This is a genomic window from Pseudomonas sp. TH37, assembly GCF_016650735.1.
Classification (GTDB): domain Bacteria; phylum Pseudomonadota; class Gammaproteobacteria; order Pseudomonadales; family Pseudomonadaceae; genus Aquipseudomonas; species Aquipseudomonas farris.
In genome coordinates this window covers 367000-385058 of the sequence record NZ_JAEKFD010000004.1, presented here as the reverse complement: position 1 = coordinate 385058, position 18059 = coordinate 367000, and the positions used below count along the sequence as shown (strand labels likewise).

Annotated in this window: 19 protein-coding genes; 15 read left to right on the top strand and 4 right to left on the bottom strand. The window is 58.6% G+C overall.

Going from position 1 to position 18059, the window contains the following annotated elements; all coding sequences use genetic code 11:
• The first annotated feature begins 19 nt into the window (after positions 1 to 19).
• The 6 genes from JFU11_RS13830 (at position 20) to JFU11_RS13805 (ending at position 3709) form a co-directional block, all read left to right on the top strand.
• Complete coding sequence (locus tag JFU11_RS13830) at positions 20 to 457, top strand: hemerythrin domain-containing protein (RefSeq protein WP_123722041.1); 438 nt, start codon at positions 20 to 22, stop codon at positions 455 to 457.
• A gap of 158 nt (positions 458 to 615) precedes the next feature.
• Complete coding sequence (locus JFU11_RS13825) at positions 616 to 1116, top strand: hypothetical protein (protein ID WP_123722042.1); 501 nt, start codon at positions 616 to 618, stop codon at positions 1114 to 1116.
• Between the two features lie 12 nt (positions 1117 to 1128).
• Complete coding sequence (locus JFU11_RS13820; RefSeq protein ID WP_019580101.1) at positions 1129 to 1371, top strand: hypothetical protein; 243 nt, start codon at positions 1129 to 1131, stop codon at positions 1369 to 1371.
• 241 nt (positions 1372 to 1612) lie between these two features.
• Positions 1613 to 2206 carry an NUDIX domain-containing protein gene (locus JFU11_RS13815; RefSeq protein ID WP_201060917.1) on the top strand — a complete coding sequence of 198 codons (594 nt, stop codon included), beginning with the start codon at positions 1613 to 1615 and terminating at the stop codon, positions 2204 to 2206.
• A gap of 139 nt (positions 2207 to 2345) precedes the next feature.
• Positions 2346 to 2885: a kinase inhibitor gene (locus JFU11_RS13810; RefSeq protein WP_201060916.1), complete on the top strand. Its 540-nt coding sequence runs from the start codon at positions 2346 to 2348 to the stop codon at positions 2883 to 2885.
• Between the two features lie 5 nt (positions 2886 to 2890).
• Positions 2891 to 3709 (top strand): helix-turn-helix domain-containing protein, encoded by an 819-nt coding sequence (locus JFU11_RS13805; protein ID WP_201087407.1) that lies wholly within the window; start codon positions 2891 to 2893, stop codon positions 3707 to 3709.
• Positions 3710 to 3727: 18 nt separating this feature from the next.
• Here JFU11_RS13805 and JFU11_RS13800 read toward each other — a convergent pair whose 3' ends face one another.
• Positions 3728 to 4246, bottom strand: coding sequence for a methylated-DNA--[protein]-cysteine S-methyltransferase (locus tag JFU11_RS13800; RefSeq protein ID WP_201087418.1), 519 nt, complete (start codon positions 4244 to 4246; stop codon positions 3728 to 3730).
• A gap of 152 nt (positions 4247 to 4398) precedes the next feature.
• Here JFU11_RS13800 and ggt point away from each other — a divergent pair, with 152 nt between their 5' ends.
• From ggt to JFU11_RS13785, 3 genes are all read left to right on the top strand, one after another.
• Positions 4399 to 6126 carry a gamma-glutamyltransferase gene (gene ggt, locus JFU11_RS13795; RefSeq protein WP_201060914.1) on the top strand — a complete coding sequence of 576 codons (1728 nt, stop codon included), beginning with the start codon at positions 4399 to 4401 and terminating at the stop codon, positions 6124 to 6126.
• A 245-nt stretch (positions 6127 to 6371) separates the two neighbouring features.
• Positions 6372 to 6905 (top strand): cysteine hydrolase family protein, encoded by a 534-nt coding sequence (locus JFU11_RS13790; RefSeq protein ID WP_123722047.1) that lies wholly within the window; start codon positions 6372 to 6374, stop codon positions 6903 to 6905.
• Positions 6906 to 7011: 106 nt separating this feature from the next.
• The gene (locus tag JFU11_RS13785) at positions 7012 to 8034 is read left to right on the top strand and encodes a helix-turn-helix transcriptional regulator (protein ID WP_123722048.1); all 1023 of its coding nucleotides are present in this window, start codon (positions 7012 to 7014) and stop codon (positions 8032 to 8034) included.
• Positions 8035 to 8131: 97 nt separating this feature from the next.
• Here the strand turns inward: JFU11_RS13785 and JFU11_RS13780 are convergent, their stop codons facing one another.
• On the bottom strand, positions 8132 to 8488 hold the full coding sequence (locus JFU11_RS13780) for a DUF6124 family protein (RefSeq protein WP_123722049.1): 357 nt from the start codon (positions 8486 to 8488) through the stop codon (positions 8132 to 8134).
• 464 nt (positions 8489 to 8952) lie between these two features.
• On the opposite strand from JFU11_RS13780, the gene JFU11_RS13775 reads away from it, so the two are divergent.
• The 6 genes from JFU11_RS13775 to JFU11_RS13750 all read left to right on the top strand — a co-directional run bounded on the left by JFU11_RS13775 (position 8953) and on the right by JFU11_RS13750 (position 16471).
• On the top strand, positions 8953 to 9135 hold the full coding sequence (locus JFU11_RS13775; protein ID WP_123722050.1) for a hypothetical protein: 183 nt from the start codon (positions 8953 to 8955) through the stop codon (positions 9133 to 9135).
• Between the two features lie 568 nt (positions 9136 to 9703).
• Complete coding sequence (locus JFU11_RS13770) at positions 9704 to 11572, top strand: amidohydrolase (protein ID WP_201060912.1); 1869 nt, start codon at positions 9704 to 9706, stop codon at positions 11570 to 11572.
• An 18-nt stretch (positions 11573 to 11590) separates the two neighbouring features.
• Positions 11591 to 13333 carry an amidohydrolase gene (locus tag JFU11_RS13765; RefSeq protein WP_201060911.1) on the top strand — a complete coding sequence of 581 codons (1743 nt, stop codon included), beginning with the start codon at positions 11591 to 11593 and terminating at the stop codon, positions 13331 to 13333.
• A gap of 111 nt (positions 13334 to 13444) precedes the next feature.
• On the top strand, positions 13445 to 14185 hold the full coding sequence (locus JFU11_RS13760) for a TorF family putative porin (protein WP_123722053.1): 741 nt from the start codon (positions 13445 to 13447) through the stop codon (positions 14183 to 14185).
• 57 nt (positions 14186 to 14242) lie between these two features.
• Positions 14243 to 15655 (top strand): cytosine permease, encoded by a 1413-nt coding sequence (locus tag JFU11_RS13755; protein WP_201060910.1) that lies wholly within the window; start codon positions 14243 to 14245, stop codon positions 15653 to 15655.
• A 162-nt stretch (positions 15656 to 15817) separates the two neighbouring features.
• A complete protein-coding gene (locus JFU11_RS13750; protein WP_038982589.1) occupies positions 15818 to 16471 on the top strand; it encodes a peroxiredoxin in 654 nt (217 codons plus the stop codon).
• Positions 16472 to 16545: 74 nt separating this feature from the next.
• On the opposite strand, the gene JFU11_RS13745 is transcribed toward JFU11_RS13750, so the two are convergent.
• Together JFU11_RS13745 and JFU11_RS13740 are read right to left on the bottom strand one after the other, a co-directional pair.
• The gene (locus JFU11_RS13745) at positions 16546 to 17043 is read right to left on the bottom strand and encodes a heme-degrading domain-containing protein (protein ID WP_201060909.1); all 498 of its coding nucleotides are present in this window, start codon (positions 17041 to 17043) and stop codon (positions 16546 to 16548) included.
• A gap of 10 nt (positions 17044 to 17053) precedes the next feature.
• On the bottom strand, positions 17054 to 18055 hold the full coding sequence (locus tag JFU11_RS13740; RefSeq protein WP_123722056.1) for a LacI family DNA-binding transcriptional regulator: 1002 nt from the start codon (positions 18053 to 18055) through the stop codon (positions 17054 to 17056).
• Positions 18056 to 18059 lie beyond the last annotated feature (4 nt).

Sequence of the window (18059 nt, the reverse complement as noted above, 5' to 3'; positions counted from 1 at the left end):
CAGTCATTGAGGGCAGCCCGTGAACATTTTTGAAGCCTTGCGCGAAAGCCACGACCGTCAGCGCCGCTATGCCGATGCACTGATTCAAACCAGTGGCGACACCCCGGAACGGGTCGAGGCTTACAAACGGCTCAAATCCGAGCTTCAGGCCCACGCAACCGCTGAAGAACGCCATTTCTACATGCCGCTGATGGAGTTCGACAACGGTGTGGATCTTAGCCGCCACGCTATCTCCGAACACCACGAAATGGACGAGATGATGGAAGCGCTGGATGCCACCGAAATGTCCAGTCCGTCCTGGTTGGCAACGGCGAAAAAACTCTCGGAGAAGGTCCATCACCACCTCAAAGAGGAGGAGCAGAAGTTCTTTCAGATGGCCGGCAAGTTACTCGACGACCAACAGAAAGAAACCCTCGCCGGGGAGTATCAGAAAGAATACAAGGCGCAACTTTCCTGAGGATGAAAGCGCCGCAATGCGGTTCACTCAAGAGAGTCTTGAGTCAGTAAGAACTTGTGGCGAGGGAGCCAACACACCTTGCCGGCAAGGTGAAATGATTTGAATCCAATGCGCTCCTTGTAGAGAATCGCCATCTTTGCCTCGAAGGGATGCGTGCGATGAAGTTCGAAGGGACTTTCCAATACATGGGCACTCACGGGATCGTCTTCAACGTCTCGCAGATCACCCTCACCGACAGCGAGCGCGGACGCCTGCGCGAGCTGCATTTTGGCGAGGCGAAAAGCGCCCACTATGAGGTCAACAGCAAGGTCGTCGAGGTGTACGACAAGATGCAGGCCAAGAGCCTGCCGTGCGTGATGATGATCGGCATCTCCAAGCCGCTGACCCGGCAACAGGGCGATGCCCTCAATGTCCAACGCACCAAGGTCGCCAACCTTGCCGCCTCCGCCTTCGGTGGCGCTGCCGGTACTGTGGGCGGTTTAGCCGGACCTGCAGGCAGTGTCGCCGCAGGTACTGTTGTAACGGCGGGTGTGCGCTCGTACGTCAATGACGCTCTGCCCACCTACCATGCTGGCGACGTAATCGTCAGCATCCAGGCGCAGGTCAATGGTGGGATTGGCCCACAGCGCTCTTCCGAATCCCTGATCATCAAGACCTGAGTGGGGCTGCACATGTCCGAAATTACCCAGACGGTCATCGTTGTGGCGCTGGCCTTTCTACTTGATCGGTTTCTTAAGCCGTACCCGCTGCGCAAGTGGCTAGGGGTGACGCTGGTGGTGGCAGGCGCAATCGGCTGCGTTGCAGTGAGCCAGACCCAGTTGCTGGGCTTTGACTTGGGATTGATGTCGGTCCTTGCCGTGCCGGTGGGCGCGGGGCTGTTCGTGACCAGGCGACGGTTCGAGCAGATTGGCTGAAGGTCAGGAAGGTGTGTTGACCGGACGGATACCTTGCTCCCGCTTGAGTGCGTAGCGCTCACAAAAATCGCAATGGTTGTCAGATTTTTGGGGCCGCTACGCAGCCCAGCGGGAGCAAGCTCCCTCGCCACAGGTTTCTCTGGCTCAAGATTCTCTTAATGAACAGCATTGCGGCAGTCGCAGGGCTTTTCTGTTTTCGCCTACCATGGACGCTTTCTGACGAACATAAGGATGGATTGTCATGTCGAACACAGCCGAGCGGGTCAACATCATCGAGTCCCGGGTGCTGTCCCACGACTGGTATCTGCTGAAAAAAATCACCTTCGATTACTTGCGCAACAACGGCGACTGGCAGCGTCAGACTCGCGAGGTCTACGACCGGGGTAATGGCGCGGCGATTCTGCTGTTCAATCGCGAGAAGAAAACCGTCGTATTGACCCGCCAGTTCAGGCTGCCGGTGTTCGTCAACGGCCATGATGGTTTGCTGATTGAAGTGGCGGCGGGGCTTCTGGAAGGCGCTGCGCCTGAAGAGCGCATTCGCGCTGAAGCCGAAGAGGAAACCGGCTATCGCGTCCACCATGTGCAGAAGGTTTTCGAGGCCTATATGAGCCCCGGTTCGGTGACTGAAAAGCTGCATTTCTTCATGGCCGAGTACGACGCCTCTTCGAAAGTCAGTGATGGCGGCGGGCTGGAGGAAGAAACCGAAGAACTGGAAGTGCTGGAGTGGAAGTTCGACGAGGCGCTGGCGGCGTTCTATCGCGGGGAGATCTGCGATGCCAAGACCATCATGCTGCTGCAGTATGCAGCGATGAAGGATGTCTTCGGAGCGGTTTGAACAGGTGCGGTGGTTTTGCAGTTCCGGCTCGCCTGACGCGAAAGAGCGTTCAGGCACAATGGTCGAGCATTTCGGCACAGTAACCAGCCTTTGCTCTCTCTAAACTCGTGCCTCACGTCAACACTCAGATGAGGTCACGATGAACATCAGAATAATCCTATCGGCATTGTCCATGGGGGTCGTCCTCACGGGACACGCTGCCGACTTCTCGCTGACGAGCCAGGATATTGCCGAGAACCGCCCGCTGACCAGTCGCGAGGTGTTCCAGGGCTTTGGTTGCGAAGGGGGGAATACTTCCCCCGAACTTTCCTGGCACAACGCCCCGGCGGGCACCAAAAGTTACGCGATCACCGTCTACGATCCTGATGCGCCGACCGGCAGCGGCTGGTGGCATTGGACGGTGGTCAACTTACCCGCTTCAACCAGCAGTTTGCCAAGAGGGGTCGGTTCGAACCTGCCTGCTGGCGCAGTACAAGGGCGAACCGATTATGGCCAACCGGGATTTGGCGGGGCTTGCCCTCCTGTAGGGGATAAGCCGCATCGCTATCAATTCACCGTATGGGCATTGAAAGTCGATAAGCTGCCACTCGACAATCAGGCCAGCGGAGCCTTGGTGGGCTATATGCTCAATGCCAACGCCTTGGCCAAAGCGACCATTACTTCAACTTACGGACGTTAAGAACGATGCGCCCTTGTTTCGGCATACAGCACCGGGAAAATATTATCGATGCGTGTGTCATACGGGCGCGACAGCCTCATACATTGCAACGGGTGCCGATATTCGCTACGGCCTTGTGTCGAGTGCGGCAGGGAGAAAAACTGCTGCAATGGGATGACCGGCAGATGCGTGCAGGGCCGCAACATCTGATTCTGATGCCGGCCGGGCGCGAGCTGGGCATCTCAAATTTTCCCGGCCTTCACGGTCACTACATCGCCGATGTGGTGACCTTTCCCGGTTCGACACTGCGTAATTTCAGCAGCCGATATGGCCAGCAGATCATGAGCCATCGCCGTGCCCCGCAGACAGATCTATGTGTCCCTCTGGACAGGTATACAACACAGGCATGGGATCAGTTATTGGCCTCCATCAATGCGAACGCGCCGGATGCATTACGCACCCACTATGGGGAAGCGGTTCTCCTCAGCTTGTGCCTCGGCGGCCAGGCCGGGCCGCTGCTGATGGACCGCAACGATCCACTGTGCGAACGGGTGCAGCAGTTGGTAATGGGCAGCCCGGAGAGAGACTGGACTGTTGCGCACGTTGCACAACACTTGAACCTTGGCGAGTCGACTTTGCGTCGCCAACTGGCCAAAGAAGGGGACAGTTTCAGGAATATTCTGGAAAGTGTTCGTCTGGCTACGGCGCTGCAATGGTTGCAAACCACTTCTCGCCCCATCGGTGAAATTGCCGGTGCCAGCGGTTATGCCTCGGCCTCACGTTTTGCAGTGCGCTTTCGTTCACACTATGGCCTGTCGCCACGGGAATTGCGGGCGGCGATTTAGGCAGTTTGTGTGAGTCCGTTAGATAAACAAATCATCCATCCTGCCAGCCCCGTGGCACTCGTACCCTTCCAGTGTCAGTAGCCGTTCCTTAGCCTCAAGCCCACCGGCAAACCCCGTCAGTTTCCCTGACGCTCCGATCACCCGATGACACGGCGCGACAATCGAAATCGGATTCTTGCCATTAGCCGCACCTACCGCCCGAACCGCACTGGGATTGCCGATTTGCCGGGCAATCTCGCTGTAGCTGCGAGTCTCGCCAAACGGAATCGTCAGTAGCGCCTGCCACACCTTCTGCTGAAATTCCGTCCCGGCAAAATCCAGTTCCAGCTCGAAACAGTTACGCGTGCCGGCGAAGTATTCCTGCAGTTGCTGTGCGGTGCGCACCAGGATCGGGTTGTCCGCTGCTTCAGTCATCGGCCCAAGCCTTACCCGACCCGGTTTGTCGTTTTCCCAGAGGATGGCCGCCAGTCGCGCGCCTTTCGCCACCAGTTTCAATTCGCCGACCGGAGACGCCAGGGTGGTGAAGGTGTAGGACATGCCGGCGGACTCCGTAAAAGTGCTGAACAGGGGACTCAGCATACTGCCTCGTCGGGGAGGCGCAATACGCAATCCCAGCCATACTTGCCTACTGCTCTTGAACCGTTCCCCCTGTTTTTGAACAGAACCTAAAAACAAAAAGAGGCCGACTCATGAAGTTCGAACCCTTTACCAAATCGCTCGTGGCAACCGCATTGGCGCTGAGCTGCCTGACGGCCCACGCGGCCTCCGTCGCCCCGGTCGCAGCCGAAAACGGCATGGTTGTCACCGCCCAGCATCTGGCCAGCCACGTCGGCGTCGATGTGCTCAAGAATGGCGGCAACGCCGTCGATGCCGCCGTTGCGGTGGGTTATGCGCTGGCGGTGGTGTACCCCGCGGCAGGCAACCTGGGCGGTGGTGGTTTCATGACGATTCAATTGGCGGACGGGCGCAAGACCTTCCTCGACTTCCGTGAAAAAGCCCCGCTGGCCGCGACCCCCGACATGTACCTCGACAAAGCGGGCAACGTTGTCCCGGACCTGAGCACCCGTGGTCATCTTGCCGTTGGCGTGCCGGGCACCGTTTCGGGCATGGAACTGGCCCTGAAAAAATACGGTACCAAACCCCGCAATGAAGTGATCGCCCCCGCGATCAAACTTGCCGAAGACGGTTTTGTGCTGGAGCAGGGCGATGTCGACTTGCTGGAGTACGCCACCGACGTCTTCAAGAAAGACATGCGCGACTCAGGCTCGATCTTCCTGAGCAATGGCGAGCCGATGCAGGTTGGCCAGAAACTGGTACAAAAAGACTTGAGCAAAACCCTGCGGGAAATTTCCGAGAAGGGCGCCGACGGTTTCTATAAAGGCTGGGTGGCCGATGCCATCGTCACCTCCAGTCAGGCCAACAAGGGCATCATCACCCAGGCCGACCTCGACAAGTACCAGACCCGCGAACTGGCGCCGATCGAGTGCGATTACCGTGGCTATCATGTGGTCTCGGCGCCACCGCCAAGCTCCGGTGGCGTGGTGATCTGCGAGATCATGAACATCCTCGACGGCTACCCGATGAAAGACCTGGGCTTCCGCTCGGCTCAGGCGATGCACTACCAGATCGAAGCGATGCGCCACGCGTATGTGGACCGCAACAGCTACCTCGGCGACCCGGACTTCGTGAAAAATCCGATCGCTCATCTGCTGGATAAAAACTACGCGACCAAAATCCGCGAAGTCATCGACCCGCAGAAGGCCGGCGTGTCCCGCGAGATCAAACCCGGCGTAGCGCCCCACGAAGGCAGCAATACCACCCATTACTCGATCGTCGACAAATGGGGCAACGCGGTATCGGTGACCTACACCCTCAACGACTGGTTCGGCGCCGGCGTCATGGCGAGCAAAACCGGGGTCATCCTCAACGATGAAATGGATGACTTCACCTCGAAAATCGGCGTGCCGAACATGTACGGTCTGGTGCAGGGTGAAGCCAACGCCATCGCCCCCGGCAAGGCACCGCTGTCGTCCATGAGCCCGACCATCGTCACCAAGGACGGCAAAGTCGTCATGGTTGTCGGCACTCCCGGTGGCAGTCGCATCATCACTGCAACCCTGCTGACCATCCTCAACGTGATCGACTACGGCATGAACATCCAGGAAGCGGTGGATGCGCCGCGTTTCCACCAGCAATGGCTGCCGGAAGAAACCAACCTGGAGAACTTCGCCACCAGCCCGGACACCAAGAAGATGCTCGAAAGCTGGGGGCACAAATTTGCCGGGCCGCAGGACCCGAACCATATCGCAGCTATTCTGGTAGGTGCGCCTTCACTGGAAGGCAAGCCAGTGGGCAAGAACCGCTTCTATGGAGCGAACGATCCACGGCGTAATACCGGGTTGTCACTCGGTTACTAAAACAGGCGATCACCGGCCACCTGAACTCCCCGGGTGGCCCCGATCCCCGTAGCAGCTGCCGAGCCCGCGAGGCTGCGTTCGGCTGCGAAGCAGTCGTAAAATCGGCTAGCCGCGTTCAGTCAGGCAGCCGCATTCGCTGAAATCGCGACCGCTTCGCGCTCGAACGCGGCCTCGCAGGCTCGACAGCTGCTACAGAAAGGGAGTTGTAATCCATCGTTTTACCGACCTATCTAAGGAAGGAAGCCATGAGCACCGCACTCCTGATCATCGATGTCCAACGCGCGCTGTGCACCGGCGAGTATGAATGCTTCGACATCAAGCGCGTCATCGACACCATCAACGACCTCAGCACCAAAGCCCGGGCCGCCGACATCCCGGTCATCCTGATCCAGCACGAAGAAGAGGGCGACCTGCTGCAATACGGCAGCGAAGGCTGGCAACTGGCCGAGGGTCTGAAGACTTCACCCCAAGACCTGCGCGTGCGCAAAACCACCCCGGATTCGTTCTACCAGACCCACTTGCATGAACGGCTGCAAGAACTGGACGCTGACCGCCTGATCATCTGCGGTCTGCAAACCGACTACTGCATCAACGCCACCGTTCGACAGGCGCATCAATTGGGCTACGACGTCGTGCTGGTGGCCGACGCCCATTCCACCATCGACAACGGCACGATGAGCGCCGAAGACATCATCGCCGAACACAACAAGGATCTGGCTCATCTGACCGGCTCCGTGGCGCGGATCGATGTTACGCCGGCCAGTGAAATCAAAGTCTGAAAACACCGTCAGCGCCGTGGCGAGCGAGCCTGGTGCTGGACGCAATCGCTGCGCCTATGGCATGGTCAAAAAAATAATACGCCATGCAGCGAACGGGATCAGAACGATGGAGGAGGGTGATGAGGTCGGCGCCAGGGCGTCGATGGCAACGCTGCAAGCGTTCAATCTTTGCGTATTGCACTTGGGGCGTCTTGCCCGAGATCGCGGTGCATCCCGGTTCATCACCGACGGTCTGCAGGCATTCAGCCAACTGGTGCCCTTCGCTTCGGCCTGGTGGGGGGAGATGTCCGGGTCAGGTGTCGATGTTTCGCCCAGAAACTGGATGCATGGGCGAATCAATCTGCCCGAGTCGTTTGCCGCCGAGTGGCACACGTGTGCGCGCAACGACAAATTCTCCCATGACACCATGAGTCGACCCGGTGAGGTCGTGCGCGACAGCGGCTTCACCGACCCCAATGAAGAAGTGAACGCTTTCGCTCGGCGCCACGACCTCTACTACCTGATGTGCATAACCTTCGAGTTACCCGAAAGCGGTTTGATGTTCTTCGTCTGTCTCTACCGAGGCCTTGAGGCCTCGGCTTTCAACGACAGCGAGGCCGATCTGTTTTCGGCCTTCTGCGACCATCTGTTGCAGCTGTGGCGATTCCAGGTGCAGGACATGATCCGCTTTGACACGGGCAACGGGGCGTCGGACTTTGGCGTCGCGCGAATGGACGGCAGCTTGCTGTACGTGGGGGCAACGCTGTGTGCAGCCATTGAACGTGAGTTACCCGGCTGGAACGGTTCAACGCTTCCCGCGCAGGTGATCGCGCAACTGCAAAAGGCACCTTGCGTCATGCGCCTGGGCCGCTGCGCCCTGACACTGAGCCCAAACGCCGAGCACGTCATCCTGTCGCTCGAAGCCCAGTCGCGCGGGGCGATGCTTGCGCCACGCGAGCGGACGGCAGCCATGCTGTTCGCCGCCGGCCATTCCTACAAGGAGATTGCCAAAATACTTGAATTGAGTCCTGCGACAGTCCGCACCTATCTGCGCAACTGCTACCTGCAACTGGGTGTGAAGAGCAAGGTGGAACTGGGATCGGTGCTGCGTTCCGCGACCTCGGCCTCGGAAACGACACGTCCCTTGTAGGAGCGAGGCTTGCCCGCGAAGAACGATAACGCGGTGTGCCAGACCTGACGCCTTCGCGGGCAAGCTTCGCTCCTACAGGGGAATGGAACTCACATTTCTAAGGCGTATCGATTTTATCCAGCACCCGATTCGCCGTGATCTCCGCCACCATGATGCTGTTTGAAATGCCCAGCAGGGCGTAGCGCGACTCACCCTCCAGATGATCCACCAACTGATGGACCATCACATCGACCGAGGCCAGCGTCTCGACCAAAAAAACCGCCAGGGTTTCGGCCGTGGCTTCTGGGGCCACGGAAAACAGGGTGCTGCGTGTTCGCGCAGTGGCTTTGATGTCGGCATTCGACGGGAAATGGAAGTTGAGGGCGCGTTCGGCGGCCTCATTGAGCTTTTTTGAATCGGGTTCGTATGGGGATATCGGATCGGTGTCTGGTGGGTTTGGCGTTACCTTGAACATATTTACGTCTCCAACAATATGGAGCCATCACCGAATCGCTGCTAAACGAAGGTGGCAGCTGTGTGCAGGTTAGCAGACCGGCGGAGACGAATCCGGCGCGCCCGAGGGCGCCCTGCGCACAGCTACCATAAAGTGCAGGCATGAAATGACCTGACTGTCTGGATGCAAATGCGCTTCGTCACGACGGGCTGCTAAACCCGATCACTGATGAGCAGTGACACGAATCAAGTTACCGGTGGGGCTCCTGGCGCACAAGCCGGCGGATTCTGGTGCAGCCGTAGGCAATGGCGCAAGGGTTTGTAGCTTTCAGGACGTAACTTTGAGGGCGCTTAAACAAGGAACCTCTGGCGATGTTGAATTCTCTTGTGCGCGAGTCGTACAGGCAGGCTGATGGTCTAGAGGCGATCTAAATGTTAGGTTGAACCATCTTGAGCTTATCGAGCTCCTAACCGAGGCAGAGAAAAATGAGTGCAGCTAAGACCGGAAAATCCAGTCCTTTGGCTGAATTTTTCTGCAAGGCTTCCCCCGAGACCAAGCGGGACGTATTTATAGTGGCGATGTCTAAGGCGATCGCCTCTCAGCGTGACGTGCTGGATAAGGCGGAAGCTATCAAGATGGCGCGAAAAGCCGAGAAGGCTTCTGCCTAAGGCGAATGTGTCATTGACTAAAAAGCCCAGCTATCCGCTGGGCTTTTTCGTTTCTGGGGATTCGTACAGGCGAGAAGGGTCCGCAACACGATGCCCCGGCTGCCGGCTGGATCAAATCCATCACGGCATCCGCTCAAGGCCTCATCGCCGAGCAAGTCGCCAAGGGCAACTACAAAAAATCTCCGCCTCGTTCTACCTCCTAGAGGCACGCCAACAACCCCATGCTCGGCGTCTACGACCTGCGTCATGTCGGCTTCTCGGCGCCCAACCACCCTCAGTAAAAGGCTTACGCCCGATCGAGCTGACCGATGGCGAGCAAGGCGTCATCGAGTTCAGCGATGTGTCAGGCCACATCAATGTTGACTATGCCGCCGTCTTCGCGAGCAAGCCCGCTCCCACAGGTTCCGCCGCTACACCCGATCGGATCCCTGTCATTTAATTGCCTCACCCCTCCTCATTTGTAGAGGTCCATCCGACGCCTGCGCCCTATAGGGTATGCCTGCATATCAGAGGCTTGCGGCCGTCTGTTCGGGCCACTTCCAAAACTATAAAAATAGAGGTGAGGCAGTTGAAATTTTCCAGGCTGTTTATCGCCGTTGCGTCGACAACGGCATTTTCCTGCATGGCGCTGGTGGGGTGTCAGACACAGGGTTCGACACCTGCTGACATGGTGATGCGCAACGGCTATGTCTATACCGTCGATGGCAAGAACTCCGTGCAGCAGGCGATCGCCGTCACTGGCGGGAAGATTGTCTATGTCGGTAGCGATGAAGGCGTTGCCTCGTACATCGGCACGCAGACACAGCTGATCGATCTGGCGGGGCGCATGTTGATGCCCGGCTTCGTCGATGCGCACATGCATCCGGGGGACGGTGGTCGCGCCATGACGTTGTGCGACCTGAAATACCAGACGATGACTCGCAAGGTTTTCCAGGAAACCATTCAGGCGTGTCTGGATGCCGACAAGGGCAAGGGCCCGGATGTCTGGCTTGAAGTGGGCAGCTGGGACCGCATGGGCATGACCGGGCTCGACGGCGATCCCGACAAATCGACGCTGGATGCACTCAAGACCACTCGCCCGATTCAGGTCCGTTCCACCGACTTCCATACCGTGCTGACAAACTCTCGCGGTCTGTCGGTCGCGGGTATCAACAAGCACACGGCCAATCCGGGGGATGGCAAGTACGTGCGCGACAGTGCCGGCAACCCGACCGGTATCTGCGAAGACGGTGCCGCCGATGCCATGGCCGCCGTGGTGCCGCCAGCCAGCGATGCAGAAAAACTCACGCAGACCCGCGCGGCGCTCGACGCCATGCGCCAGCAAGGCATCACCAGTTTCTTCGATGCCTTGTCGGGGCCTGAAAATGGCAAAGCGTTTACCACCCTGCAACAGTCTGGCGAACTAACTGCACGGGCCTTGCTGGCAATCAAACTCGACCCTGCCGCCGCTGCTGCAGACCCGGCGAAAACCATTGCCGAGGCCAAAGCATTGGCCAACACCTATGACCAGAGCGAAGCCAAAGTCGAGCCGGGTGTGAGCATGCGTCACGTCAAATTGTTCATGGACGGCATCATCAACGCTCCAGCAGATACCGGGGCAATGTTGGCGCCGTACCTGCGCAATGCCGGCACGGATGCCGCGCCCAAGTGGACGCCTGGCAAGAATGCCGGTGAGCTGTATTTCCCGCCGCAAGTGCTCAATCCGCTGCTGTTGCAAGCGGTGCAGGCCGGCCTCGATCCGCACCTTCACGCCACCGGAGACCGAGCGGTGCGTGACTCGTTGAACGGTATCGAATACGTGCGCCAGCAATTGCCGGGTAACGGTTTTCGTCCAGCCATTACTCACGCCGAGTCGGTGGACCCCGCCGACTATGCGCGCTTCAAGGCGCTCGACGTGACTGCCAACATGTCGTTCCAGTGGGCCCAGCAGGCACCGTCCACGGTTGACGGCACCAGCGATCATCTCGGGCCTGCGCGTTTTGCCCGCATGGAACCATCGGGCAGCATCAGCCGCGCTGGCGGTCGGGTTGCTTATGGCAGCGACTGGCCTGTCGACCCGCTCGATGAATTCCTGGCGTTGAAGATCGGTGTCACCCGCTCAGGCGATCCGCTGAACCCGCACAGCTATGGCCCCAAGTATGCGGGCAGGTTGAATGCCGACCCGGCGCTGTCGCGCACTGACGTGCTGCGCACCATCACCATGAACGCCGCCGAGCAACTGAAACTGGACGCTGTTGTCGGTTCGGTCGAAGTGGGCAAGTTCGCCGACTTGATCGTATTGGACAAGAATTTCATGCAGGTGCCGGAGGATGAGCTGGGCCGAAACGACGTGCTGCTGACGGTGGTCGGCGGCAAGGTCGTGTGGGCCAAGGCGCCGTTCGTTGGACTTGATCCGAAGGCGTTGTCACAAGCGTCCACATCCCGAATCGCCCAATAAAAACAAGAGAGTGTTCCGATGCAACTATTCATTCCCAACCTGTTGGCCGCAGCCCTGGCCCTTTCCTCGGTGCAGGCCATGGCCGCCGCTGATCTTGTGCTGTTCAACGGCAAGGTCTTTACCGCCGAACCCGGTCAAGCACTGGTTCAGGCAGTGGCGGTGCAAGACGGCAAGATTCTAAAAGTGGGCAGCAATGCCGAGATCAACGCCCTGGCCGATGCCCAGACGCAACGAATCGATCTGGCGGGCAAAGTTCTGATGCCTGGAATGATTGATACCCATAGTCACCCGGTCGTTGCGGCCTTCAACAGCCAAGGGGCCAACCTGCTGGATGAAGTAAAGCCGTTGCCGGAACTCGAACAATGGGTGATCGAGCAGGATGAAGCGGGGCGTGCACGGGCCGGTGACGTGATCAGCATTGCCGGGGTGAGTTCGGCTTATTGGGAGAAAAGCCGCGAGCTCGGTCAGCATTTCAATCAGGGCCGCTGGACGGACCAACCGGTAGTCCTCAGCGGGATTGACGGGCATACCGGCTGGGCCAACAACGCGATGCTCAAGCGTCTGAAAATCGACGCGGCATTGGTAAAAGGTCTGTCGGAACAGGACCGCAGCTTCGTGGGGCACGCAGCGGACTTCACTCCCAATGGTTTGTTCGCTGAGTCGCGCTGGGACAAGGTTCGCAGTCAGATTCCCGCGCCCGGCAATGAGATCATGCTCAAGGCTGCCCGCGAGGCGGTGAAGGTCAATAATCAATATGGCGTTACCGCTTGGATGGACGCGGCAGCGAATGCCGGAAGTGGTGATTCGTTGTTCGATTTCCAGGCCACCGAGCAGAGTTACGGTGTTCTACCGCTTTACCGCGAACTGGCAGAGAAGGGCGAGCTCAACGCCCACGTCGCGGCGCTGCTGCTGGCCAACCCAAAAAGCCGGCCGGCCGATCTGGAAGTGCTGGCCAAGGTGATGAAGAAATTCGAGGGCGTGCCCAACCTGAGCTTCCCGGGTATCAAGGTCTTCGCTGACGGCGTTCTGGAGTTTCCGGGGCAGACGGCAGCGGTGATTGTTCCGTTCACCAACAGTCACAAAAACGGTCAGCTGCTGATCGACCCGGCACACTTTGGTGAATTGGTAGTCGCGGCGGAGAAGCGTGACTGGATTGTGCACATGCATGCGGTCGGCGACCGTGCCGTACGTGAGTCACTCAATGGCATTGAATACGCGCGCAAGCTCAACCCGACACCGATGGCCCACAGCATCACTCACTTGCAACTGGTCAATCCAAAGGAATTCCCGCGCTTCAAGCAGCTTGGCGTAATCGCTTCCATGCAGCTGCTGTGGGCTACCGGCGAGTCTTACACGGTGGAGTTGGTCAAACCGTATATCAGCGCGTTCGCTTACGGTTATCAGTATCCCGCCAGGTCCCTGCATAACGCCGGCGCGGTCATCGCCGGTGGCAGTGACTGGCCGGTGTCCAGTCCCAACCCGTGGAATGCCATCGCTCAGGCCAGCACTCGCAAAGGGCCGCTGGGTGTGTTGAATGCCAATGAAAGCATTGATCGCCAGACCATGTTCTACGCCTACACGCTCAATGCCGCCAAAGTCCTGCGGCTGGAGCAACAGATTGGCTCGCTGGCGCCCGGCAAACAGGCCGATTTGATCATCCTCGACCGTGATGTGTTCAAGGTCAGCGACGACGAGCTGTTCGACACCAAGGTCCTGAAGACTTTCTTCGCAGGCAAGCAGGTTTACGCGCCCGCGTCCTGACGACTACCCGCCGGCAGTACCGAAAAAAATGCTCCTGCTCCTCGCATTGCGAGGGGCTGGGCAACGCCATGCCCGAAATTACCCGCTGATCCATAAAAATAAGAGACTTGTATGAACGTACGCTCAGCATTAACCCTTGCCAGCCTTGTATTGGCTCCCCTGACCAGCCAGGCACTGACACTTAACGACAACTTCAGCCTGGACATGACCTTGGGCGTTGTCAGTGACTACCGCACGCGTGGAATTTCGCAAACCCTGGGGGATCCGGCGGTTCAGGCCGGCGCCACGCTGGTGCACAGCAGCGGCTTGTACATTGGCGCCTGGACCTCGAATGTCGATTTCGGCGGCCCATACAAGACCCGGCAGGAACTCGAGTACTACGCGGGCTACTACTGGCAGGCGACCGAGGCAATCAGTCTGGATCTGGGGTACCTCAAGTACGACTATCCAAAGGAAGGCCAATTCAACATGAGTGAGCTCTACGCCATCCTTGACGTTTATGGCGTGAAGCTCGGCGCCAACTACTCAAACGATACGCCGAACTTCTTTGGCGAGGACCAGGACACCCTTTACACCTACCTCAGCTACAAAATCGAATTGCCGGCCGAGATCGGCCTGGACCTGCGCGTGGGTCGCAACGATGTCAAAGACCCGGCGTTCTGGTCCGCCAGCGGCGAAAGCCGTGATGCCTACACCGAGTGGGAAGCCAAACTGACCCGTGATTTCGTGGGCGTGACCTGGGGCCTCAGCTACATCGATACCGACCTGTCGAAAAGCGAATGCGCGAGCTGGTACGGCTATGGCGATCTATGCACTGCCACCGTGGTAGCCAGTGCCAGCAAGGCCTTTTAAGCATTCAAGCCCACACGATAAAAACAACAAACTGTTCTTCACAGGAAAAACACCGCAATGACCAAGGTCAGCGATAGTCAGCAGCGAAGTCCCCTGATCGAGACACGTTCGATCGATTACATTCCCGAGGCCGAGCGCCATGGCAGCCTCTACAGCCAGTTCACCCTGTGGCTCGGCGCCAACCTGCAGATCACCGCGATCGTCACCGGCGCTCTGGCCGTGGTGCTGGGTGGCGATGTGTTCTGGTCGCTGATTGGCTTGCTGATCGGTCAATTGCTCGGCGGTGCGGTGGTTGCCCTGCATGCGGCACAAGGACCGAAGCTTGGATTGCCGCAGATGATCTCCAGTCGCGTGCAATTCGGCGTCTATGGGGCGGCGATCCCGATTGTGCTGGTGTGCCTGATGTACCTCGGCTTCAGCGCTACCGGCGCGGTACTGTCGGGGCAGGCCATTGCCCAGCTGATCGATGTCAGCGACAGCGCCGGCATCCTGATTTTCGCTTCCTGCATCGCGTTTCTGACGATCTTCGGTTATCGGGTCATCCACTTGGTTGGACGGGTGGCCAGCGTGCTGGGCATCATTGCCTTCGTCTACCTGTTTACCCGATTGATGACGCTCAACGACATCGGTCTGTTGCTGGAAAATCGCCATTTCGGCTGGAGTACTTTCCTGCTGGCGGTATCCCTTTCCGCGTCCTGGCAGATCGCGTTTGGCCCTTATGTGGCTGACTACTCACGCTACCTGCCGAGCAAGACTTCGTCCTGGAAGACGTTCACCGCCGTAGGCCTGGGGACCGTGCTGGGCGCTCAAGCGTCCATGGTGCTGGGAGTGTTCGCCGCTGCGTTGGCGGGCACGAGTTTTCGCGGGCATGAAGTCGCCACCATCGTTGGGTTGGGCAGCACCGGCGTGATCGCCTCCCTGCTGTATTTGAGCGTGGTGTTCGGCAAGGTCACGGTGTCGACCCTCAACGCTTATGGCAGCTTCATGTGCGTGGCCACCATTATCAGTGGCTTCCGTCGTGGCTTCGAGATATCCGCCAGCAAACGCATGCTGTTTGTGCTGGCGATTGTCGGGGCGTCCACCGCGCTTGCATTGCTGGGGCAGCACTCGTTTCTCACGACGTTCAAATACTTCATTCTGTTTTTGTTGACCTTCTTCACGCCGTGGAGCGCGATCAACCTGGTGGATTATTACTTCATCAACAAAGAGCGTTATGACATTCCCGCGTTGTCCGACCCGGCGGGGCGTTATGGCCGCTGGAATGTGTTGGGAATCAGCGTGTATGTCTTCGGTGTGCTGGTTCAGCTGCCTTTTGTCGACACTCACTTCTATTCCGGACCGATGGTCGTGCAGCTTGGCGGTGTCGATATTTCCTGGATCGTCGGGCTGGTGGTGCCGGGCATTCTCTACTACTGGGTGGCCAGGACATCCGGGCTTACCGTGTCGGTCGAAGGTAGCTCGAAGGCTTGAAGGCCCCGTCGATCAAGGGCTGCAGAGTGGGCGCGGCGATAACTGCCTTGTGTTCAAGCGTCTCCTATACTGATCCGCGTTGACAGGTTCAACGCAGATCCTGAATGCCGCTGGAGCAGCAGCCAGCGGCTTCCCTACGACTCAACAGTAAGGAGAACGAACATGGCAATCCGTATTGGCGACGAAGCACCGGACTTTACCGTCGAAAGCACCGAAGGCCCGCTGCATTTCCACGAGTGGATCGGCGACAAGTGGGCGATCCTGTTTTCGCACCCCAAGGACTTCACCCCGGTGTGCACCACTGAGCTCGGCTACATGGCGGGGCTCAAGCCAGAGTTCGATAAGCGCAACACCAAGATCGTCGGGCTCAGCGTCGACCCTGTCAGTAACCATCAGACCTGGGCTAAAGACATCGAAGAGACCCAGGGGCATGCGGTCAACTATCCGATGATCGGGGACGAGAACCTGGTGGTGGCGAAGCTCTACGACATGATCCATCCGAATGCCAGTGGCGGCGCGCGGACTGCCGTGGACAACGCTACGGTGCGTTCAGTGTTTATCATCGGCCCGGACAAAAAGGTCAAGGCGATGCTGATCTACCCGATGAGTGCGGGGCGCAACTTCGATGAAGTGCTGCGTCTGCTCGATTCTTTGCAGTTGAATGCCAAGCACACAGTCGCCACCCCGGTGAACTGGCGTCCGGGCGAGGACGTGATCATTCCCACTTCCGTCTCGGATGAGGACGCCAGGAAGAAATATCCGGATGGCTTCAAAACGGTGAAACCTTATTTGCGCACGGTGGCGCAACCGAAGTAATCCATTCGTTGGGAGACCCCAATGCCCGCCTGCGGCGCGGGCATTGATGGGCAAGACTCGGTGGCGACTGCAGGCTACTCGCCCTCAAGCGCGAGTTCGCTCAGGTCGACCCCACACATCTGTGCCAACACCTGAACCACCAGGGCATGATCCTCACGCTGGGGCAGCCCTGAAACGGTGACGGCGCCAATGCACCCCACGCCCTTGACCGACACCGGGAAGCTGCCGCCATGATCGGCGTAATCACGCAACGGCAACCCCATCAAACCTTCGAGTGAATCGCCCTGAAGCTTAAAGGACAGGCCTACGCGGTATGAGCTGAGTTCCATCAGTTCCACGACATTTCGCTTGCGTCGTGCCCAGTCGGCATTGCTGGCGGAGGTTCCCGGCATCGAGTAGAAAAACACGGTGTCCCGCGCCAGCCTGACCTCAATCGTGGCAGACACGCCTTGCTCTTCGCAGGCGGTTTTCAAACGGGTGCCCAAGTCCCAGGCCGTCGCTTTGTCGAAGCGCTCAAACTTCAGGGTTTCTTCCTGGAACGCGATGCGTTGCAGGTCGGTTTTGATGTCCATGATTTCTCCCTCATCCCTTTCGGGTGGTCGTACTGTTACGCACGGTTAATGTGAATGGCAGCACCACATGGCGCTCCGGGATGGGCCTTTTCTCAATGAGGGCGATCAGCATTTCAACAGCCTTTTGGCCGAAGGTTTCGGCGGGTTGCGCAATGGTCGTCAACGCTGGATCACAGTAGGCCGCGAACGGAATGTCATCGAAACCGACCAACGAAATATCGTCGGGTACCCGCAAACCCTGTTGTTTGATGCGCTTCAATGCACCGATTGCCATTTCATCGTTTTCGCAAAAGAACGCGGTCGGACGGTCGGCCAAATCCAGAAGTATTCCCGCGCCATCAAAACCGGCCTGCAACGTGAAGTCTCCGTGGCAGACCAATTGCGGATCCGACTCGATACCGGCCTGATGCAATGCATCTTGATAACCGGCCACACGGTCGCGTGTGAGCGGGCTGCTTTTCGGGCCTTTGATCAGGCCGATCCGGCGATGGCCCAGATCGATCAGATGCTCCGTCATGGCCTTGGCCGCTGCCCGATTGTCGAGGCTGATCGTCGGATGCCGCCCACCTTGAATCACCTCGCAGGCGTTGACCAAGGGCAGTGACTCACCGTGGGGGGAGGGCGATTCAAAAGGGTCGTAGGCGCGCAACTGAATCACGCCGTCGGCCTGGTGGGCGTATACCAGCGCGGCAAATTCCCGTTCGATTTCCTCGCGGCCCTGGGTGTCGCACAGCAGCAGTCGATATCCGGCCGCCTGCGCGGCCTGTTGGGCACCGCTGATCACCCGGGCGAAAAACGTGTTGGCGATGGCCGGGACCAGAATCACCAGGTTGCCGGTTCTGCGCGAACGAAACTGCACGGCCATGAGGTTCGGCCGGTAGCCGGCCTGTTCCACGGCTGCGTTGACCTTGTCCCGGGTGTCGGGGAGTACGCGCTCGGGCGACTTCAGCGTTCTGGACACGGTGGCCACCGAGACGCCGGCCAGCCGGGCTACTTCACGGATATTGGACAAGACG

Excerpts from the sequence above, each read along its gene's own strand:
- JFU11_RS13825 (WP_123722042.1), top strand. The coding sequence starts at position 616 with ATGAAGTTCGAAGGGACTTTCCAATACATGGGCACTCACGGGATCGTC.
- JFU11_RS13820 (WP_019580101.1), top strand. The coding sequence starts at position 1,129 with ATGTCCGAAATTACCCAGACGGTCATCGTTGTGGCGCTGGCCTTTCTA.
- JFU11_RS13815 (WP_201060917.1), top strand. The coding sequence starts at position 1,613 with ATGTCGAACACAGCCGAGCGGGTCAACATCATCGAGTCCCGGGTGCTG.
- JFU11_RS13810 (WP_201060916.1), top strand. The coding sequence starts at position 2,346 with ATGAACATCAGAATAATCCTATCGGCATTGTCCATGGGGGTCGTCCTC.
- JFU11_RS13805 (WP_201087407.1), top strand. The coding sequence starts at position 2,891 with ATGCGCCCTTGTTTCGGCATACAGCACCGGGAAAATATTATCGATGCG.
- JFU11_RS13800 (WP_201087418.1), bottom strand. The coding sequence starts at position 4,246 with ATGTCCTACACCTTCACCACCCTGGCGTCTCCGGTCGGCGAATTGAAA.
- ggt (WP_201060914.1), top strand. The coding sequence starts at position 4,399 with ATGAAGTTCGAACCCTTTACCAAATCGCTCGTGGCAACCGCATTGGCG.
- JFU11_RS13790 (WP_123722047.1), top strand. The coding sequence starts at position 6,372 with ATGAGCACCGCACTCCTGATCATCGATGTCCAACGCGCGCTGTGCACC.
- JFU11_RS13785 (WP_123722048.1), top strand. The coding sequence starts at position 7,012 with ATGGAGGAGGGTGATGAGGTCGGCGCCAGGGCGTCGATGGCAACGCTG.
- JFU11_RS13780 (WP_123722049.1), bottom strand. The coding sequence starts at position 8,488 with ATGTTCAAGGTAACGCCAAACCCACCAGACACCGATCCGATATCCCCA.
- JFU11_RS13775 (WP_123722050.1), top strand. The coding sequence starts at position 8,953 with ATGAGTGCAGCTAAGACCGGAAAATCCAGTCCTTTGGCTGAATTTTTC.
- JFU11_RS13765 (WP_201060911.1), top strand. The coding sequence starts at position 11,591 with ATGCAACTATTCATTCCCAACCTGTTGGCCGCAGCCCTGGCCCTTTCC.
- JFU11_RS13760 (WP_123722053.1), top strand. The coding sequence starts at position 13,445 with ATGAACGTACGCTCAGCATTAACCCTTGCCAGCCTTGTATTGGCTCCC.
- JFU11_RS13755 (WP_201060910.1), top strand. The coding sequence starts at position 14,243 with ATGACCAAGGTCAGCGATAGTCAGCAGCGAAGTCCCCTGATCGAGACA.
- JFU11_RS13750 (WP_038982589.1), top strand. The coding sequence starts at position 15,818 with ATGGCAATCCGTATTGGCGACGAAGCACCGGACTTTACCGTCGAAAGC.
- JFU11_RS13745 (WP_201060909.1), bottom strand. The coding sequence starts at position 17,043 with ATGGACATCAAAACCGACCTGCAACGCATCGCGTTCCAGGAAGAAACC.